The organism is Kitasatospora sp. NPDC101108, assembly GCF_055584725.1.
Genome location: NZ_JBVJLM010000007.1, coordinates 269,268 through 285,635 on the forward strand (window position 1 = coordinate 269,268; position 16,368 = coordinate 285,635).

16 protein-coding genes and 1 pseudogene are annotated in these 16,368 nt (G+C 74.7%); 12 read left to right on the top strand and 5 right to left on the bottom strand.

The genetic code is table 11. From position 1 onward, the window contains the following. The first annotated feature begins 39 nt into the window (after positions 1–39). The 3 genes and pseudogenes from ACZ6Z8_RS18475 to ACZ6Z8_RS18485 all read left to right on the top strand — a co-directional run bounded on the left by ACZ6Z8_RS18475 (position 40) and on the right by ACZ6Z8_RS18485 (position 1,006). On the top strand, positions 40–249 hold the full coding sequence (locus tag ACZ6Z8_RS18475; RefSeq protein ID WP_465611151.1) for a hypothetical protein: 210 nt from the start codon (positions 40–42) through the stop codon (positions 247–249). Positions 250–266: 17 nt separating this feature from the next. Continuing rightward, a pseudogene (locus tag ACZ6Z8_RS18480) lies at positions 267–401 on the top strand (methyltransferase domain-containing protein); the annotation flags it as partial. A 251-nt stretch (positions 402–652) separates the two neighbouring features. Beyond that, positions 653–1,006: a hypothetical protein gene (locus tag ACZ6Z8_RS18485; protein WP_465611152.1), complete on the top strand. Its 354-nt coding sequence runs from the start codon at positions 653–655 to the stop codon at positions 1,004–1,006. Between the two features lie 30 nt (positions 1,007–1,036). On the opposite strand, the gene ACZ6Z8_RS18490 is transcribed toward ACZ6Z8_RS18485, so the two are convergent. Further along, entirely contained in the window at positions 1,037–1,927 is an 891-nt protein-coding gene (locus ACZ6Z8_RS18490; RefSeq protein ID WP_465610979.1) for a methyltransferase domain-containing protein, read from the bottom strand. A 28-nt stretch (positions 1,928–1,955) separates the two neighbouring features. Here ACZ6Z8_RS18490 and pdxR point away from each other — a divergent pair, with 28 nt between their 5' ends. The 3 genes from pdxR (at position 1,956) to ACZ6Z8_RS18505 (ending at position 5,578) form a co-directional block, all read left to right on the top strand. Beyond that, the gene (gene pdxR, locus ACZ6Z8_RS18495; RefSeq protein WP_465610981.1) at positions 1,956–3,509 is read left to right on the top strand and encodes a MocR-like pyridoxine biosynthesis transcription factor PdxR; all 1,554 of its coding nucleotides are present in this window, start codon (positions 1,956–1,958) and stop codon (positions 3,507–3,509) included. 474 nt (positions 3,510–3,983) lie between these two features. After that, entirely contained in the window at positions 3,984–5,141 is a 1,158-nt protein-coding gene (locus ACZ6Z8_RS18500) for a glycoside hydrolase family 3 N-terminal domain-containing protein (RefSeq protein WP_465611145.1), read from the top strand. 191 nt (positions 5,142–5,332) lie between these two features. Then, positions 5,333–5,578, top strand: coding sequence for a DUF4240 domain-containing protein (locus tag ACZ6Z8_RS18505; RefSeq protein ID WP_465610983.1), 246 nt, complete (start codon positions 5,333–5,335; stop codon positions 5,576–5,578). On the opposite strand, the gene ACZ6Z8_RS18510 is transcribed toward ACZ6Z8_RS18505, so the two are convergent. Continuing rightward, positions 5,547–6,287: a polysaccharide deacetylase family protein gene (locus tag ACZ6Z8_RS18510; protein WP_465610985.1), complete on the bottom strand. Its 741-nt coding sequence runs from the start codon at positions 6,285–6,287 to the stop codon at positions 5,547–5,549. The two genes, ACZ6Z8_RS18505 and ACZ6Z8_RS18510, sit on opposite strands and share 32 nt — an antisense overlap. Positions 6,288–6,619: 332 nt before the next feature. Between ACZ6Z8_RS18510 and ACZ6Z8_RS18515 the strand changes: the two genes are divergently transcribed. After that, on the top strand, positions 6,620–6,964 hold the full coding sequence (locus tag ACZ6Z8_RS18515) for an ArsR/SmtB family transcription factor (RefSeq protein WP_465610987.1): 345 nt from the start codon (positions 6,620–6,622) through the stop codon (positions 6,962–6,964). 93 nt (positions 6,965–7,057) lie between these two features. Continuing rightward, entirely contained in the window at positions 7,058–7,216 is a 159-nt protein-coding gene (locus tag ACZ6Z8_RS18520) for a DUF6126 family protein (RefSeq protein ID WP_465610989.1), read from the top strand. A 27-nt stretch (positions 7,217–7,243) separates the two neighbouring features. On the opposite strand, the gene ACZ6Z8_RS18525 is transcribed toward ACZ6Z8_RS18520, so the two are convergent. After that, on the bottom strand, positions 7,244–9,697 hold the full coding sequence (locus ACZ6Z8_RS18525) for a cytochrome P450 (protein WP_465610991.1): 2,454 nt from the start codon (positions 9,695–9,697) through the stop codon (positions 7,244–7,246). Between the two features lie 558 nt (positions 9,698–10,255). Between ACZ6Z8_RS18525 and ACZ6Z8_RS18530 the strand changes: the two genes are divergently transcribed. The 4 genes from ACZ6Z8_RS18530 (at position 10,256) to galE (ending at position 15,266) form a co-directional block, all read left to right on the top strand. Beyond that, a complete protein-coding gene (locus ACZ6Z8_RS18530) occupies positions 10,256–10,669 on the top strand; it encodes a hypothetical protein (RefSeq protein WP_465610993.1) in 414 nt (137 codons plus the stop codon). Between the two features lie 432 nt (positions 10,670–11,101). Further along, positions 11,102–13,306 carry an RICIN domain-containing protein gene (locus tag ACZ6Z8_RS18535; RefSeq protein ID WP_465610995.1) on the top strand — a complete coding sequence of 735 codons (2,205 nt, stop codon included), beginning with the start codon at positions 11,102–11,104 and terminating at the stop codon, positions 13,304–13,306. A gap of 165 nt (positions 13,307–13,471) precedes the next feature. Beyond that, positions 13,472–14,122, top strand: coding sequence for a hypothetical protein (locus ACZ6Z8_RS18540; protein WP_465610996.1), 651 nt, complete (start codon positions 13,472–13,474; stop codon positions 14,120–14,122). Positions 14,123–14,249: 127 nt separating this feature from the next. Next, positions 14,250–15,266 carry a UDP-glucose 4-epimerase GalE gene (galE, locus tag ACZ6Z8_RS18545; protein ID WP_465610998.1) on the top strand — a complete coding sequence of 339 codons (1,017 nt, stop codon included), beginning with the start codon at positions 14,250–14,252 and terminating at the stop codon, positions 15,264–15,266. A 13-nt stretch (positions 15,267–15,279) separates the two neighbouring features. Here the strand turns inward: galE and ACZ6Z8_RS18550 are convergent, their stop codons facing one another. After that, complete coding sequence (locus tag ACZ6Z8_RS18550) at positions 15,280–15,966, bottom strand: lytic transglycosylase domain-containing protein (protein ID WP_465611000.1); 687 nt, start codon at positions 15,964–15,966, stop codon at positions 15,280–15,282. Between the two features lie 83 nt (positions 15,967–16,049). Next, complete coding sequence (locus tag ACZ6Z8_RS18555; RefSeq protein ID WP_465611002.1) at positions 16,050–16,256, bottom strand: antitoxin; 207 nt, start codon at positions 16,254–16,256, stop codon at positions 16,050–16,052. Positions 16,257–16,368 lie beyond the last annotated feature (112 nt).

Here is a 16,368-nt window from a genome sequence, read left to right on the forward strand (position 1 = left end):
CGTTTGCCGGGCCGGTCACCGTCCCCTTGGATGGCGGCCATGGACGACCCGATCTGGTACGCACTCCCCGCCGGGGTCCGCCGCACGGTGGACGGGCACCTCGCCGCCGGGCGCCATGTCCACGCGATCAAGGCCATCCGCGACGCGTCACCGGAATCGCCGCCCGGCATCCCCGACTGCATGGACGTGATCGCGGACCGGATGGCGGAACTCGGCCTGCTGCCGAACGGCCCGACCCCCGCCGGCTGATTCCGCGCATCACCGGCATCGAGGTCCGGGACGGCCGGGCGGAGGCCCTGCCCGTCCCGGACGCCTGTGCGGACGCGGCCTGGCTCGGCTCGGTCGTCCACCACCTCACCGACCTGGCCGCGGCCGCCGCCGAACTGCGCCGGGCGCTGCGCCCCGGCGCGCCGGTCCTGGTGCGCTCACCGAAGCCCAGTACGAGGCGGGGCTGGCCCGGCTGCGGGCCGCCGTCGCCGAGGACCCGGAGCAGCCGGCCACCAGGTGGACGGACCTGCTGGTGCTGGCGTGAACAGCCCACCGGTCGGCGGGGGTCGGCGGCGGAATGGCCGATACCGGTGTCACGCCGGGCCGGTCCGTTCCGGGAGCATCGGAACCGAAGGCGAAGCATGTCCGAAAGGAGAACGTTCCGGTGCGTATGCGCGACGCGGTGCTCGTGCTCGCTTCCGCCGCCCTGCTGGCCGTGGTCGGTACCGGCACCGCCGGTGCCGCCGCGAACACCAGGGCGGACGGCGAGCTGTGGTCCCCCAAGGGCCTGAACGTGGGCGTCTGGAAGACCTGGACGGCCGACGGGCACGGCGGCTACAACGGCCAGTTCCAGTGGGGGAAGGCGGACGACGGCGTCTGGGTGCAGATGCGGATCACCTGGGAGTCCGGGCGCCTGGAGCAGAAGAACATGACGTTCGGGAAGCTGTACCACTACAACGGCGCCTACGACGTCTACCTGCGGGCCTGCGACTCCAGCGGCTGCGGCGGCTGGTGGTAGCCGGGAGCTCCCGGCGGCCTGCGCCCTGCCTCAGGGGTTGACCGCCACCGCCTTGAAGAAGGTGTAGTGGAACGTCCCGCCCGGCTCGGCCGCCCGGCGCAGCTCGGCGATGCCGTGGTCGAAGGCCTCCGCGGTGGTCAGCCCGGCGGCCAGGGCCTCCGCCCGGACGGCCTCGACCATCGCGACGAAGGTCCGCAGGGTGAAGCCGTCCACCAGCGCCGGGCGGCCGCCGTCCGCGTAGACCGTACGGGGGCGGACCGTCACGTCCGCGAAGCCGGCGGCCGTCAGCAGCGGGTAGAGCCGACGGCCCAGCAGGGCGTCGCCGCCCGCCCGGGCCTGGAGCCGCACCAGGTGGTCGACGGTGCGGCGGGCCGCCGGGGTCTCCGGGTGGAAGAAGGCCGAGCCGTGGTCGCCCTCGATCACCGTGATCGTGCCGCCCGGCCGCAGCACCCGCCGCAGCGCGGCCAGAGCGGCCGCCGGGTCGGGCAGGTGCTCCAGCACGAAGCACAGGAAGACGTGGTCGAACGCGCCGTCGGGGAAGGGCAGTCGGTGCAGGTCGCCGTGGTGCCAGGTGACCCGGGCGGTCGGTGCCACGTCCGCGATCCGGGCCCGGGCCTGGGCCAGCGACTCCGCCGAGACGTCCGCCGCCGTCAGCAGCACGCCGGGGCTGGCGGCCAGCAGGTGCACGGTCTGCGCGCCCACCCCGCAGCCCGCCTCCAGCACCCGGCTGCCCGCCGGGTAGGCCGTGCCGGCGTGCAGCAGTTCGGCGAGGGTGTCGGCCTGGTCGCCGAGGCGTCGCGCCTCGGCGTCCGAGTAGCCGTGGACGTACGGGGCGGGGTGGGGGCCGGCTTCGGTGGTCGGGAGGTCGGCGGTGACTGTTCCGGTGGTCGTCGTTTCGGTGGTCGTCGTTTCGGTGGTCATGGCTCAACCCTCGCGCCACTATGGACCGGTGAACAGGTCCAAAGAGCGCGGTGCCGACAGGTCCAAAAACGTCGGCGGGCCCGGGGAGACCGGCGCCGACTTCCTCCAGCTCGACCCCGCCGACGCCCCGCCCGGCGGCCTCACCGACTGGCTGGCCCGCCGGTTGCGCGAGGCCGTCGTCGACGGGCGCCTCCCGGCGGGCAGCCGACTGCCCGCCAGCCGGACGCTGGCGGCCGAACTCGGCGTCTCCCGAGGGGTGGTGACCGACGCGTACCGGCGCCTGGCCGAGTCGGGCCAGCTCGCCGGGCGGGGCAGGGGCGGCACCGTCGTGGTCGCCCGGCCGCCCGCGGTGCCGCAGGAGATCCCGCAGGACGTCCCGAAGGATTCCCCGGGGGCCGTCCCGCCGCCCCGTCCGGCGCCCGTCCTCTTCCGGGACGACCCCGGCCCCGAGGTGTTCGACCACCTGCGCGGCACCCCCGCCCGGATCGACCTCACCCCCGGCGTGCCCGACCTCGCCGCCTTCCCCCGCGCTGCCTGGCTGCGCGCCGAACGGGCCGTCCTGGACGGCCTCGCCGCCCACGACCTCGGCTACGGCGACGTCCGCGGCACCCCGGCGCTGCGACAGGCCGTCGCCCACTGGCTCGCCCGCAACCGGGGCATCCGCGCCGACCCCGAGGAGGTCCTCGTCGTCGCCGGGACGGCCCAGGCGCTCGCCCTGCTGGGCCGTGCCCTCGAACGGGCGGGCATCACCGAGGTCGCCGTCGAGGACCCGGGCTCGCTCGGGGCCCGCCAGCACCTCGCCCACTGGCTCGCCGCCACCCCGCCGGTCCCGGTCGACGCCGAGGGCATCCGGGTCGACGCCCTGCGCGCCACCGGCGCCCCCGCCGTCCTGCTCACCCCCGCCCACCAGTACCCGACCGGTGTCGTCCTCGGTGGTGAACGGCGGCGTGAACTGCTGCGCTGGGCAGCGGAGGGAGGGCTGGTCATCGAGGACGACTACGACGCCGAACACCGCTACGACCGCCCGCCGCTGCCCGCCCTGCGCGCCGAACTGCCCGACCGGGTCTGCTACGCGGGCAGCATCTCCAAGCTGCTCGCCCCCGCACTGCGCACCGGCTGGCTGCTGGTGCCCCCGCGACTGCGCGACGTGGTGCTGGACGCCAAGCGCTTCGCCGACCTCGGCAACCCGGCCCTTCCCCAGCTGGTGCTGGCCCGACTGATGGAATCCGGCGAACTGGAGCGCCACCTACGGCTGTTGCGCCGCCGTCACCGCCGCCGCCGGGACGCCATGATCGCCGCCATCCGCACCCACCTGCCCGCCGCCACGGTGCACGGCGCGGCCGCCGGACTGCACCTGATGCTCACCCTCCCCGAGGAAATCGGCTGCAGCGACACCGAGTTGGCCACCGCCGCGCTCGCCCGTGGGGTCAAGACCCAGCCGCTGTCCTGGCACGCCCGCCTGCCGTACCCGCCGGGCCTGGTGCTCGGCTACGCGGCGCGCTCACCGGGCGAGATCGCCGAAGCGGTCGCCGTCCTGGGGGAGTTGGTGCGGCGCGCGGGGCGTCTTTCGTCCCCGCGGTAGCCGCCCCCGGCGGCGACCGTCCGGCGTGACCCTTGAGGCCAGGCCCCGACCCTGCCGGAGGTGGGGTCGGTGAACGGCATCGGGCCGAGATCGATCTCCGGGACGGGCATGGGCATCGGGGGCCGGCCTCCCGCATCGTGGACGAACCGTTCGGAGGCTGTCGGGCGACGGCGACACCCCGCTGCTCAGGCCTCCGGCCGCCACCTGGGGTCGGCCTCGACCCGGGACGGCGCGGCCTCGTATCGGTCAGCCCGAAGGTGCACTCAAGTGGTCGGGCGGCGTCGACCGGCATCACCCGGTCGGACCAGCGGGCGTCGTGACGACAGGTGCTCGAACAACCGGTCACCCCGGCGACGTGGGGCGTCGTGGGGCGTCGTGGGGCGGAAAAACGTTACGGCTCCTCGCCGGGCTGCCGGACGGCCGGTTCCTGGGTACGCTGACCGACCGTATGCCGTTGCTGACACTGGAGGCGTGATGGCCCCGTTCCGGCATGTTGCCCAGCTGGCCTCGGTGCTGCTGGTGGTGGGGGCCGCACTGGGGCCGGTCCCGGCCGGGTCGGCGACGCACCGCAGCGGCGCCCTCGCCGACGCCGATGCCGAGAGGACCGCGCCGATGACCGTCCGGCCCGAGGACTCCGGTGAGCTCGCCGGGCGTCGGATCGTGCTCTCCTACCCGGGCCCGACCCCGCCGCCGGAGACGCTGGACGCGATCCGGGAGGGCCGGGCCGCCGGGGTGATCCTGTTCGGCGAGAACGTCACCGGACCGGCGCAACTCGCCGAGGCAATAGCCCAGTTGAAGCAGGCCGCCGCCGAGGCCCGGCATCCGCGACCGCTGCTGCTGATGACCGACCAGGAGGGCGGCAGGATCCGTCGGCTGCCCGGCGCGCCCGAACTCTCCGCCCGCCGCACCGGCACCGCACCGGACCCGCTCACCGCCGCCGTGCAATCCGGCACCGGCGCCGCCGGGACCCTCAGCGGTGCGGGGCTGAACGTCAACCTCGCCCCGGTGCTCGACGTCTACGACACCCCCGACAACTTCATCGACCACTTCGAACGCTCCTACGGCCAGGACCCCACCAGGGTGGGTGAACTGGGCAGCGCCTTCCTCGCCGCCCAGCAGAGCCGGGGCGTGGCGGCGACCGCCAAGCACTTCCCCGGCCTCGGCGCCGCCGCCCGCGACGAGAACACCGACGCCCGCCCCGTCACCCTCCCCGTCCCGCTCGACGAGCTGCGCACCCGCGGCGAAGCCCCGTACCGCGCCGCCATCGCCGCGGGCGTGCGCCTGGTGATGGCCTCCTGGGCCGTCTACCCGGCCTTGGACCCCGACCGCCCGGCCGGGTTCTCGCCCACCGTGATCCAGGGCGAACTCCGCGGCCGCCTCGGCTTCCGCGGCGTCACCATCACCGACGCCCTGGAAGCCGACGCCCTCACCCCGTACGGCCCCACCGGCGCCCGCGCCGTCGCCGCCGCGGCAGCCGGCATGGACCTCATCCTCTGCTCCGCCCGAGACCCCCGACAGGGCGAGGACGCCACGACCGCCCTGGCCGCCGCCCTGGACTCCGGCGCCCTCGACCGCAAGGCCTTCACCCAGGCCGTGGCCCGGGTGGACGCCCTACGGGACGGTCTGGGCTGAGCGCGGAGGGGGCTCCGGGTGTCGCCGGTCGTCCCGGCTGCCGCGCTCGACCGCGCGGCCTTGCGGCGGCTGGACTCCCGGGCCTACCGGCTGGTGGCCCGTGACGCCCACCGGGCTCCGGCCGGTCCGGGCCGGGGCACAGGGTGTCCGGCGCGGGCACGGTGTCAGTCCTGACCGGCAGAGTGCCGCCCATGGACACCAATGAGTTCTGTGCCGTCGTCGCGGCCGCACGGGACGACACCACGCCGGAGCGCCCGTTCCACCAGGCGCTGGTCGACCGGTTGAGCAAGCTCGGCGGGCCGGGCGTCCTCGCGTACGAGGAGTGCTTCGACCGTCTGCACGGTCGGCTGCTGCGCTGGGACGTGTGGGCGGCCGCGGCGCTGTTCCTGGGGCCCGTCGACGGCCTCACCGGTTCAGCAGGGTGCGCAGGTCGATGATGCGGTAGCCGCGGGCACGGGCGCCGTCGATGATGCGGGGGAGTGCCTCGGCGTCGAGGCAGGTGTCGGGGCCGCTCTCCTCGCTGGCGCCGACGTGGAGCTGGAGGACGGCGCCCGGGGTGAGGGCGTCGAGGGCGCGTTGGACGGCGCGGTCGGCGGTCATGCCGTTGGCGGGGCCGAGGTAGCCCTTGGTGTCGGCGGTGAATTCGAGGTCGGCGTAGCCGAGGCCGTTGACGGTGGCGACGGCCTGCGGGCTGGTCGCGCTGTAGGGGAAGCGGAAGAACGGCAGCGGTTCGGCGCCGGAGGCGCGGCGGATCGCGGTGTCGGCGCGGCGCACCTCGGTCCTGGCCTGCTCGGGGGTGAGGGCGGTGAAGTCGGGGTGGCTGTAGGAGTGGTTGCCGAGTCCGTGGCCCGCGGCGGCGACGGCCCGCAGGGCGCGGGGGTGGCGGTCGGCGAAGTCGCCGGTGGGGAAGAACACGGCCGGTGCGGCCCGGTCGCGCAGGACGGCGAGGACGGTGTCGAGCCCGGTCTCGTTCCAGGCGGCGTTGAAGGTGAGCGCGAGGACGCGCTCCTCGGTGGGGAGCCGGCGGATCTCGGAGCCGAGCAGCGGCTCGGGCGCCGGCGCGACGCCGAGGAGGGCCGTGAGGGCGAGCAGTGCCGCCGCGACGGTGCGCAGGCGGCCTGCTGCGGGGGCGAAGCGAAGGGGCATGGGTGGAACGCCTGTCTGGGAGGGGTCGGCCGGGGGCGGTCGGGTCGGACCGGGCGGGGAGGTGCCTGCCCGGTCCGACCCCGGTCACGGTTCCCGGCGAACTGTCTTCGGTTTGCTGACTGTTGATCATTCCGACTGCTCGGTGCGGGAGCTGGCTGAACCGCGGGCTTGTCCTCCCCGCGTTCCGGCGCGGCCGACGGTGTGGGGGTGGTCACCTTCCGCTGTGACGACTTGAAGAAATCTTCATCTGTCGCGATGATGCCTGTCGGCCGCGGCACGCACCCCGCCCGGCCGGACGATCACCGAGCCGGATCCGAGGGAGGGAACGGGCGATGCCGGTCCCGCTGTACCAGGCCAAGGCGGAGTTCTTCCGCACGCTCGGCCACCCGGTCCGGATCCGGGTCCTGGAGCTGCTCCAGGACGGCCCCCGGCCGGTGCGCGAGCTGCTGGCGGAGATCGAGGTCGAGCCGTCCAACCTCTCCCAGCAGCTCGCGGTGCTGCGCCGCACCCAGCTGGTGACGGCCACCCGTGAGGGCAACACGGTGGTGTACGCGCTCAGCACCCCGGACGTCGCCGAGCTGCTGCGCGCGGCGCGCCGGATCCTGACCGAGCTGATCACCGACCAGGGCGCGCTGCTCACCGAACTGCGTGCTGCCGGCGGCCGGTCATCCCGCTGAGCCCCCGCCGCCCGCCGCCCACCACCACCCGCAGCCCTGCACCCGCAGCCAGAAGCTCCGCAGCCCGCAGCCGACCCCGAGAAGAGCCGCATCATGAGCGACAGCGCCGACAGCCCGGTGGAGGCCGACGGTACGAGCGAGGAGAAGCGCCGCCGCAAGGCGATGCTGCTCCGCGCGGGGATCTACATCTTCGCCACGCACCTGTTCGCGGGCTTCGTCCTGCTGCTCTTCGCGCTGGGTGGCCGCAAGTAGCACGACCGCACGTGCCGGACCGGGGCCTCAGCGCCCCCGGCCGCCCGGCACCAGGTAGCGGTCACTGGTGCTGGTCCAGGCCTGGACGCCGGCGACCAGTTCCCTGGTGCCGTCCAGGTACCAGCGCCCGGCCGGGTGCCGGCGGCCGAGGTCGCGGCGCAGCTCCTCGTTCTCCTGGCGCAGTCTGAGGACCCGGGCGCGGACGGCGCGGACGGCCCGGCTGCGGGTGCAGCCGCGGATCCGTTGCAGGGTGAGGACGGTGTTGAACGCGGCCGCGGTCTGCCGTTCCTCCCGCTCCAGCGAGTAGAGGTCGTTGATCAGCGTCGCGGCGTCGGCGGTGTTGGCGCGCAGGCGGTGCAGTGCGGGCTCCGCGTGCAGGGCGGCGGGGGCGTCGGCGCCGTGGACCCGTTCCAGTATGTTCATGAACGGATAGAGGCAGCTGCCGTGGCGGCGCAGCCGCATGGTGTCCGCCAGGCCGAGACCGAGGGCGGGGACGGTGCCGCGGGCACGGTGCTCGGCCTCCGCGGGGAAGGTGGCCAGGCAGGCGCGCCACTCGTCGGCCGCCCTCGCCCGCCAGGCGGGGGAGGCCGATTCGCTCTGGCGCCGCCACAGTTCCCGCCAGGCGGTGAGCAGCCGGTCGTCCGGGGTGGGCGGGCCGGCGTCGCCGTCGAGGGCGGAGATCAGCGGGTCGACCAGTGCGTGGGCCTGGGCGGGGCGGCGTCCGGGCGGGCCGTCGAAGCGGTCGTCCAGGACGGTGAACCAGCCCAGCATGTCGACCAGCAGGTCCAGTTCGGTGCCGCGGGCGCGCGGAAAGGCGTGGCCGATCAGCTCGTGCAGCGCGTAGGCCCGGTAGCCGGGCAGCTCGGCCGGGGCGAGCAGGCCGTGGCGGACCGTCCAGTCGGCGTGCCGGTCGGCGGCGGCGCGCAGTTCGGCGGGTGGCCGCGGGGCCGGGACGGCGGTGGCGGCCGAGGTGCCCGTGAACGGACAGCCGGCGGTGATCGGCCGATGCGCCGGAGGCTGCGGCGCACCGGCCCCGGCCGGCTCGACGGCGGCCTCCGTGCGGGGCGCCAGCCGGACCCGCAGTCCCTGGGCCTGGACGGTCGTCCACACCACCTCCCGGGCGTGCGCCCCCGGTACCGCCACCGGCCGCCAGCGGCGCAGGATCGCGGCCGCCGCGACGGTCAGTTCGGCCCAGGCGAAGGCCTCCCCGATGCACTTGTGTTTTCCCGCTCCGAAGGGCAGGAAGGAGGGCCGGCCGAGCCCGCCGCCGTCCTGCCAGCGCTCGGGCCGGAAGCTCAGCGGCTCGTCGTAGCGCACCGGGTCGCGGTGCAGCGCGGTGAGGCTGTACAGCAGCTCGGTGCCGGCCGGGATCCGGTACGGGCCGAGGTCCACGGGTACCTGGGCGGTGCGCATCAGGAAGGCGTTGGGCGCGTGCAGCCGCACCACTTCCTGGGTGACGCTGCGGGTGTAGGTGAGCCGGCCGAGCGCCTCCGGGGTGGGGGTGGTTCCGGCGGGCAGGTGCTCGTCCAGTTCGGCGAGGACGCGGGCCTCCACCTCGGGGTGGCGCAGGAGTTCGTCCAGCAGCCAGGTGAGGGTGGTGGAGACGGTCTCGGTGCCGGCGCCGAACATGGTGATCGCCTCGGAGCGGACGTCGGCCTCGGTGAGCGGTCGGCCGGTGGCCGGGTCGGTGGCGGCCCGCAGCAGGGCGGGCAGGGTTCCCCCGTTCCGGTCCGAACGGGCCTTTCCGGCGCGGCCGTTGACGGCCTGGTCGACCACCCGGTTGAGCACCCGCACGGCGGCGTCGAAGCGCCGGTTGACGGGCAGCGGCAGGCGGGCGAGTGCCGGGTGGGGGTAGAGGGACTGGACGATCTGCCCCTTCACCAGGTCGGGCAGGGCCCGGTGGAAGGCCAGGGTGGCGTCCTCGCTGAGCCGGGCGCCGAACAGCGAGCGGGTGACGATCTCCAGCGCCAGGTGGTTCATCTCCTTGGCCACGTCGAGGACTTGGCCGGGGCGCCAGCGCCCGGCCCGCTCCTCGGCGACCTGGTGCATCACGGCGAGGTACCCGGCCATCCGGTCCGGGCCGAAGGCGGGTTGGATGATCCGGCGGCGGTCGCGGTGCGCCTGGCCCTCGGACATCAGCAGGCCGTCCCCGAAGGCCGTCTTCAGGGTGTCCTGGACGGCGCCGCGCGGACAGTCGTGGGCGAGCGCGACGAGCAGGGTGTGAACGAGCCGGGCGTCGGTCACCACGCAGACGGTGCGCGGCCCGAGCCGGATGCGGACCACGCCGCCGAGGCGGGCCAGCGAGCCGAGGAAGCCGAGCGGGTCGCGCAGCAGGGCGGCGGCGTGGCCGAGGCCGGGCAGCGCGCCGGGGGCGAGCGGGGGGACGGCGGCGCGGACGGTGGGAACGGGGGGCGGCGCGGTTCTCGGCGGGACGATCCGCTTCCGCGTCTCTGCCAGCAGGGCGTTGGTCAGCAGGGCCATGACACTTCCTCTCACCAGGAGGACCGGCGCGGGCGGTACCGGGGGAGGGCACCGGCCGGCCGGCCGGGAGGCGGGGGACCGGCGTGCGCGGTCCCCGCGTGCGCCCGGGGGCAGAGGGCGCACGCCATGGGAAACGCGCCGGTCCGGTGGGCGTTGCGCCGAACGCGTGCGGATCACTCCAACGGCCGATCCGTTGGGTCCACTCCGCACGGATCATCGTCCCGTCCGACGGTACGCCTCGCCGGACCGGCCTGACCTGCGGGGATGCTCCCCTCCTGGCGGTTCGCGCACCGCCGGGACGGCAGGGTCTTTCGGCCCTCGCCCGTACGGCGGTGCGAGGGCCAGCATGGCCGGTGGAGAAGGAGGAGCCTGATGAACCGTATGCGCCACGGCGGCCAAGCCGGCCAGGTCGGCCAAGTCGGCCACGGCGGCCACGGCGGCCCCTACGGCCCCTACGGCTTGACGGCGGCGGTAGTGCACGGCGGTCCCGGGGCAGGAGTCCGGTTCCGGACGCCACCACCTCCGGCGCCACCAACTCCACGACAGGGGACCGGGACCATGGACCGCGACGACGAGGTCATGCTGACCGTCCGGATCACCGCCGCCGAACGAGCGCTGTTGCGGGATCTCGCGCGCGGCCACGGCGGCGACGTCTCCGGCGTGGCGGTCGACGGCCTGCTGGAGGTCATCCCGGCGCTGCACGACGACGGTTCGGCGCTGCCGCTGCTGCGGGTCCTCGCCCGGCCCGCGCCCTGCGCGATGACGCTCTGGCTGCCCGCTCCGGTCGCCGACCTGCTGCCGCTGCTGGGCGAGCGGCTGGTGCGCACCGGCGGATCGGCGGTCGGCCCGGCCAGTGCCGCGCTCTCCGCGGCACTGCGGTTGTGGCTGGCCGGGGACCGCGCGGTGCTCGCCGCCGGGCTGGCCCGGCTGCACGGTGGGTGCGGGGCGGCTCGGGCCGAGGTCGCCGCCTGAGCGTTCGAGCCGGGCTGACCTCACGTCACATGCTCTCCCGCGATGGCATGTCCGGGGCGGAAACTTCCCTGGTCAGGGCGCTGGTCACGACTTGTCGAGAGGTCTGGCATTCGTCACGGCCGACGGAGCCGCAGGCTCCGGGGCTCCGGCCGGGTGGCCGCCACCACCCCATGCCGGGGAGCGCGCACCCCCCGAGTGCGCTCCCCGGCACCTTCACGCCCGCCGTCGCGCGCGCCCCCTCCCCCTCGGCTCACCACCGGCCCGCCTCGCCCGGCCGCACCGGCTGGGTGTCCCGGAGGCCGTCTCGAACATGTCCGGAAGTTTCGCAAGAGGTTTCTGTTATTCCCGGTCGTCCCCCTCGCTCTCCCTTGTGTCGGAAGGTCCGAGCCCCGCATCACCGGGCGCGGACCGTCGCACGAGGAAAGGAACGCGATGGGACACCGGAGCAGCGAGCTCCGTCGGCGCAAGCGCCGCAGGCTCACCCGCAGGAGTGCCCTGGTCGCCGTGGCGGTGGCGGCCGGACTGGTCGCGGGCACGCTGGGCCTGCGCACGGCGCTGGAGCCGGCGGCCGTGCACAACGCCGTCGCGGTGGCGGACGCGCCGGTCGACGCGGTCGCGGACGACGGCGGGCCGGGGGAGACCGGCACCGCCGAGGGCGCCACCAGGGCGCCCGCGCCGAAGCGGGACGAGAAGGTCGCCCCGCCCAAGGCGATACCCAAGGACCAGCCCGATCGCGGCCTGGTCTACGCGGGGCTGAACCTGCCGACCAGCGACCGCTGCGGCAACATGCTGGAGGTCACCGGCAGCACCCAGTGCAGCCACGGCCCGGACGCGCCGCCGAAGGACGTGGACGTCCACAAGGACGTCCCGCCGGTCGCCGCCCCGGCCGCCCAGGCACCCGCGCTCACCCCGCCGGCCGGCGCCCAACCGCCCGCCGCCGCCGATCTGTTGAAGGGCGGCGCGCCCGTCCTCGACGCCACCCAGAAGGCGCTGCTCGGCGACTCCGGCACCGCCGCCGCGCCGCAGGAGGCCGCTGCCCCGGCCGCCGGCTCCGGCCTGGTCTGCGAGGGCGACGGCAGCAGCGGCAACCGCGTCCAGGTGGTGTACGTGCACTCCCCGGGCAACGACCGGTTCGCCCAGTACCTGGCCTCGTTCAAGAAGTGGGCCGCGGACGTCGACGTCATCTACAACGCCAGCGCCGCCGAGACCGGCGGGGTGCGGCACGTCCGCTTCGTCACCGAACCGGATTGCACCGCCTCGGTGTTGAACGTACAGATCTCGGACGCCGAGATCCAGGACTTCAACGCGAGCAACCGCGCCCTGGCCGCGCAGGGGTTCAACCGCAAGGACCGCAAGTACATGATGTTCACCGACGCCAAGGTGTACTGCGGGATCGGCACCTTCGCCGGTGACGAGCGCTCCGGCCAGGACAACCTGAGCAACTTCGGCCCCTCGTACGGGCGGACGGACTCCGGCTGCTGGAGCGGTTCCACCGCGGCCCACGAACTCGGCCACAACCTGGGCGCGGTGAACAACAGCGCGCCCAACTCCAGCAAGGCGGGCCACTGCACGGACGAGTGGGACATCATGTGCTACTCGGACGCCCCCTACTACCCGCAGATGCGGACCGTCTGCCCGGACCGATCCCATGACGACCGGCTCGACTGCAACCACGACGACTACTACAACACGAACCCCGCGCCCGGCAGTTACCTGGCCACGCACTGGAACGTCGCGAACAACCGCTTCCTCATCGCGGGCAACGGCACCGGGCCGAACCCCACCCCCACCCCGACCCCGACCCCGACCCCGACCCCGACCCCGACCGGCAGCCCGACGGCCACGGGCACGCCCACCCGCACGCCCTCGCCGTCCCCGACGCCCACCGGCGGCCCCACCGCCACGCCGACCGGGTCCCCGTCGCCGACCGCGACCCCGACCACGGGCGGCGCCGGACCCGATGTGACGGCCAGTCAGGTCACCCAGAACTCGGTCATGCTGAGCTGGAACGCCGTCCCGTCCGCCGCCGGCTACGACGTGCAGCTGAACGGCCAGACCATCGGCACCGTCCGCTCGACCGTGGTGGGCGTGGTCCGACTGGCCCCCGGCACCGGCTACACCGTGGCCGTCGCCGTCCGCGACGCGGCCGGAAAGGTCGGCAAGCCCGGCCGCCAGGCGAGCTTCCACACCCTCGCCGACGCCGGCCGCCCGCAGCCCGGCACCCACTACACGATGGTCAACGGCCTCACCGGCCAGGCCGCCGACCTGTGGGGCAGCTCGATGAACGACGGCACCGTGGCGATCGGCTACCAGCGCACCGGCTACGCCAACCAGAAGTGGCTGTTCGAGGACGCCGGGAACGGCGCCGTGCGGATCAAGTCGGCCCGCTCCGGCAAGTGCCTGCAGCTCGGCGGCACTCCGGTCGCCGGGCAGTACGTGGCGCAGCAGCCGTGCGCCGACGCCGCCGCCCAGAAGTGGCAACTCACCGCCGGCGACGGCGGGTTCACCCTCGCGGCGGAGGGTTCCACCCTGGTGCTCGGGCTCAGCGACCGTTGGTACTACGGTGGTTGGCTGCTGGAGCTGCAGCAGCCGAACGGCCGGCCGTACCAGAGCTGGTCGCTGCTGAAGACCTCGTAGGCCCGGAGCCCGCTCCACCCCGCGCACCACGGGTGCGGCCGCCCACCACCCCAGGGCGGCCGCACCCGCTGCCGCTGCCGACGCCCAGCTCCCAGCTCTCGGCGCCCAGTTCCCTGTATCCCGTTCCCCGCTCCCCGCACCCCCACCGCCCGAGGACCGCCCGTCATGCGAATCCGCACCCGCCCGCTGCTCGCCCCGCTCGTTCCCCTGGCGCTCGCCGCGGCGGCCGTCCTGCCCGCCGCCGCACCCGCCGCCGCCCACGGGGACACCGTCCACCTGGACGTGACCGGGCAGCACAACGGCCACGTCAGCACCGTCGCCACCTGGGAGAACGACCACGACCCGGTCACCGAGGAGTTCGCCGGCACGCTCTCCGCAACCGCCGCCGACGGCCGGACCGCCGGCCCCTGGCGGCTGGTCCCGGTGCCGGGGCAGCCAGGGACGTACACCACCCGGGAGCTGCTGCCCGCCGGGCACTGGAAGGTCGCCGTCGACTGCGCCTTCCCCTCGCTGGGCCACGGCGAGCGCGAACTCGACGTCGAGGCGGCCGCGATCAGCGACCCGGCACCGCTGGACGTGACCGTCAGCTCCGGGCCGGCCGCCGCCACTCCCACCACTCCCACCACTCCCACCACTCCCGACGCGGCCTCCGCCGGTCGCACCCCCACGGCCACCGCCGCCGCGCCCGTCCACGAGACCACCGACGACGCCACCACCTGGGCCGCCATCGGCACCGCCATCGCGGCCGTCGTCCTGGTCGCCACCGGCTTCCGGCTGCGCGCCCGTGCCCGTGCCCGCGCCCGCGCCCGACGCTGACAAACCGGGCCGACGGACCGGGCCCGAGTACGGCGCTGACGGATCGGAACCGGGCGTGCACCAACCGCGTCCCAGAGATCACCGGGCGTCACCGGGCACCCGGCCGACCGCAAGGGAGCAACCGCGCATGAGGAAGGTCCTGATCACCGGCGGTGCCGGATTCATCGGCAGCACCGTGGCCTCCGCCCTGCTCGACCGGGGCATCACCCCGGTCGTCCTGGACGACCTGTCCAAGGGCCGCGCCGAGTTCGTGGAGGACCGCGTCTTCTACGGCGGCGACATCGCCGACGCCGCCCTGCTGGAGCGGATCTTCACCGAGCACCCGGACATCGACGCCACCGTGCACTGCGCGGCCAGGATCGTCGTCCCGGAGTCGGTGGCCAAACCGCTGTTCTACTACCGGGAGAACGTCGCCAAGACGGTCGAACTCCTGGACGCCCTGCAACGCCACGGCTGCACCCGGGTGGTCTTCAGCAGCTCCGCCTCGATCTACGCGCCCACCCCGGACGGCCGGGTCGACGAGAGCTCCGCGGTCGAGGCGAACAGTCCCTACGCGCGCACCAAGCTGATGATGGAGCAGGTGCTCCAGGACTGGACCCGGGGCGAGGGGGCCGAGCGGCAACGGGTCATCGCCCTGCGGTACTTCAATCCGATCGGCGCCGACCCCCGGCTGCGCACCGGCCTGCAGAACCTCAACCCCAGCCACGCCCTCGGCAAGCTGATCGAGGCGCACACCCACGGCACCCCGTTCACCGTCACCGGCGTGGACTGGCCGACCAGGGACGGCTCGGGCATCCGCGACTACATCCACGTCCAGGACCTCGCGGAGGCGCACGTCGCGGCGCTGCTCCGGTTCGACGAGGTGATCGCCCCCGACGCCGCCGACCGCTACCGGGCGATCAACGTCGGGACGGGCGAGGGCACCACCGTCCGGGAACTGGTCGCCGCCTTCGAACAGGCCGTCGGCACCGAGCTGGAGGTCCGCGAGGCCGGGCCGCGCCCGGGCGACGTGATCGGCTGCTACGCCTCCGTGGACGCCGCCCGTGAGCTGCTCGGCTGGACGCCGGAGCACACCCTCGCGGAGGGCGTCGCCGACGCGCTGGCCTGGCGCGCCCGGTGGGCCGACCGGCTCGGCGTCAGCTGACGCCTCCCGGCGGCTACTTCACGGCCTCGCCGGAGCGCGCCCAGTTGTCGTGCAGGCGGTCCAGGTAGGACTGCGCCTGCGCACCGATCTTGACGCCCCGCGCGAACGCGAGCATGTTGCCCGCCCCGGCGTTGTAGCCGAGGGCGAGCAGCTCGTCCTTGTCCAGCGGGGCGCTCGCCCGGACGGGGAGCCGGCCGGCGAGGTCGTGGAGGTGCCAGGCAGCCGCCTGGATCGCCAGGTCGCGGTCGTCCGGCAGCTCCTCCCAGCGGCGGTCGGCGAACGGGCGTCCCGGCTTGGTGTCGTCGAAGGCGGCCCGGTGCATGTTGGCGATGCCGAAGGCGGCATCGGGCTTGTTGCGCTGCCAGGCCCGTTCGAAGTCCGGGTCGTGCGGCTTGTACGCCTCGTTGTAGAGGATCGCCATCAGCAGCTGGGGGTTGACCCCGGCTTCGGCGGCGTACTTGCGCACGGGCGCCGCGTAGTCGGCCGGATCGTAGGCCCCGGCGTTCTTCGACGGCGGCGCGGACGACGCGCCGGGGCCGGCCGAGGGCGCCGAGGCGGCGGCGGACGGGGGCGAGGAGGGTGCCGCGGAGGGGGCGGCGGGCTCGTGGCCGCCCCCGCGGACGAGGCCCCACCCGGCCGCGGCCAGGACGCCGATCACGATCCAGCGCCCCCAGCGCGGCCCCTTCTGCTCCTCGCTCACCGCTGCCGGCCCCTCCCCGTTCGCCCGTCATCCAGTTCGATCGCCGTACGGTCGACCGTGCCTCGCGGGAGGCTCCTCCGGCCCTATTCGGCGGGCTTCCGCTCCCCGTCGAGGTTGCGCAGGAAGTCCTTCGCCTTCTCGACGCCGGTGTCGATCTGCCCGCTGTACTTGCCGTCCGTGCGGTCGTCGATCACGTCGCCGACCTTCTCCAGACCCTGCCCGAGCACGTCGCTGTGCTCGCGGGCGAGGTCGGTGGCCTTGTCGGCGAGGTTCTTCAGACTCTCAAACATGGTGACGCTCTGCTCCTCTGACGCGTTCCTGTTGGTGTGCCGACGTGGCGGGGATCATGGTCATCCTAACGAGGGCCGGGAAGGCGGTCCGCCGTCGCGGGACGGCGGCGGG